The following is a 1,458-nucleotide window of genomic DNA, read 5'->3' as shown; positions in this document are numbered from 1 at the left end:
GCCGCGGCGATCTGGGGGGACGAGGACGCATGATCAGCACCCGAGATCGCCGCCAAGCTGTCGAGCTGATCGACGAGGCCGTCGCCGCCGGCGCCCGCAGAGCGCGCGCCTGCAAGCTGCTGGGCTTGAGCGTGCGCACCGTGCAGCGCTGGACCCGCGACGGCGGGGTCCTTGAGGACCGCCGCCCCGGCGCCGAGCGGCCCATCCCGCCCAATGCGCTCAGCGACGCCGAGCGTGCCGCCGTGCGCGAGATCTGCAACAGCCGCGAGCACGCCAGCCTGCCGCCGAGCCAGATCGTCCCGCGCCTGGCCGACCGCGGCATCTACATCGCCTCGGAATCCACCTTCTACCGCGTGCTGCGCGACGCCGACGCCCAGCACCACCGCGGCCGCGCCAAGGCCCCGCGCACGCCGCGGCCGCCGACCAGCCACACCGCCCACGGCCCCGACCAGGTCTGGTGCTGGGACATCACCTACCTGCCCGGCCCCGTGCTCGGGAGCTTCCTCTACCTCTACCTCATCCTCGACCTCTACAGCCGCAAGATCGTCGGCTGGGAAGTGCACGCAGAGGAGAACAGCACGCACGCCAGCGCCTTGGTCCAGCGCGCCGTGCTCGCCGCCGGCTGCCTCGGCAAGCCGCTGGTCCTGCACGCCGACAACGGCAGCCCGCAGAAGGGCAGCACGCTCATGGCCACCCTCGAGCGCCTGGGCGTCACCCCCTCCCACAGCCGCCCGCACGTGAGCGACGACAACGCCTACGCCGAGACGCTGTTCCGCACGCTGAAGTACCGTCCCGCCTATCCGGCCAGTGGGTTTGCCGACCTGGCCGCGGCACGCGCCTGGGTGCTGGCGTTCGTGCGCTGGTACAACACCGAGCACCGCCACAGTGCGCTCGGCTTCGTCACCCCCGAGCAGCGCCACAGCGGCGCGCATGTGGCCATCCTCGCCCGGCGCCAGGCCCTCTATACGCAGGCCCGGGCCGCGCGCCCCGAGCGCTGGAGCGGCGCCGTGCGCGACTGGACCCCGCCCGGGCCGGTGACGCTCAACCCGGCCGGCGCCGCCGCCCAGCAGCCCCGTGCACAGCCCGCATGAGCACCGCCTCGCGCCGCTCAGCCGCGCCTGCCCCGGGCCATCCTTGGGAGGGAGGGAGCGAGCACCCTCTTGCCACCTTGGTGCCGTCCCGGCACAGCCCCGGGCCTGGTGGCCATCCTCGGTCGGTCGGTCGCTTCGCACGCAGCCAGGCGCCCGCAGCCGCGGGCCGGGTCAAGGTGGAGCGCCCGCAGCGAAGCGCAGCGCAGCGAGGACGAACGACCTTGACCCGGTCCACGGCGAAGGGAGACTGGGCGGAGTGCGAAGCGAGCGGCCGACCGCTCGGCAGCCCCGCTTCACCGACCCTACTGTCCACGCGGCCAGGGTCGCCAAGCCCCTGATGTGCGTCTGCGCAGCGAGGCCAATTAAA

At 73.6% G+C, this 1,458-nt stretch carries 1 protein-coding gene; it reads left to right on the top strand.

Annotated features, from left to right (window positions below; translation table 11 throughout):
• Positions 1-1,091, top strand: a 1,091-nt coding sequence (locus ML01_RS26585) for an IS3 family transposase (RefSeq protein WP_216819298.1), incomplete at its 5' end; no start/stop codon positions are given.
• Between the last annotated feature and the right edge of the window lie 367 nt (positions 1,092-1,458).

Origin of the sequence: Thiohalocapsa sp. ML1, from assembly GCF_001469165.1 — a bacterium.
Classification (GTDB): Bacteria; Pseudomonadota; Gammaproteobacteria; order Chromatiales; family Chromatiaceae; genus Thiohalocapsa.
This window is presented reverse-complemented; position numbering and strand designations above follow the sequence as displayed.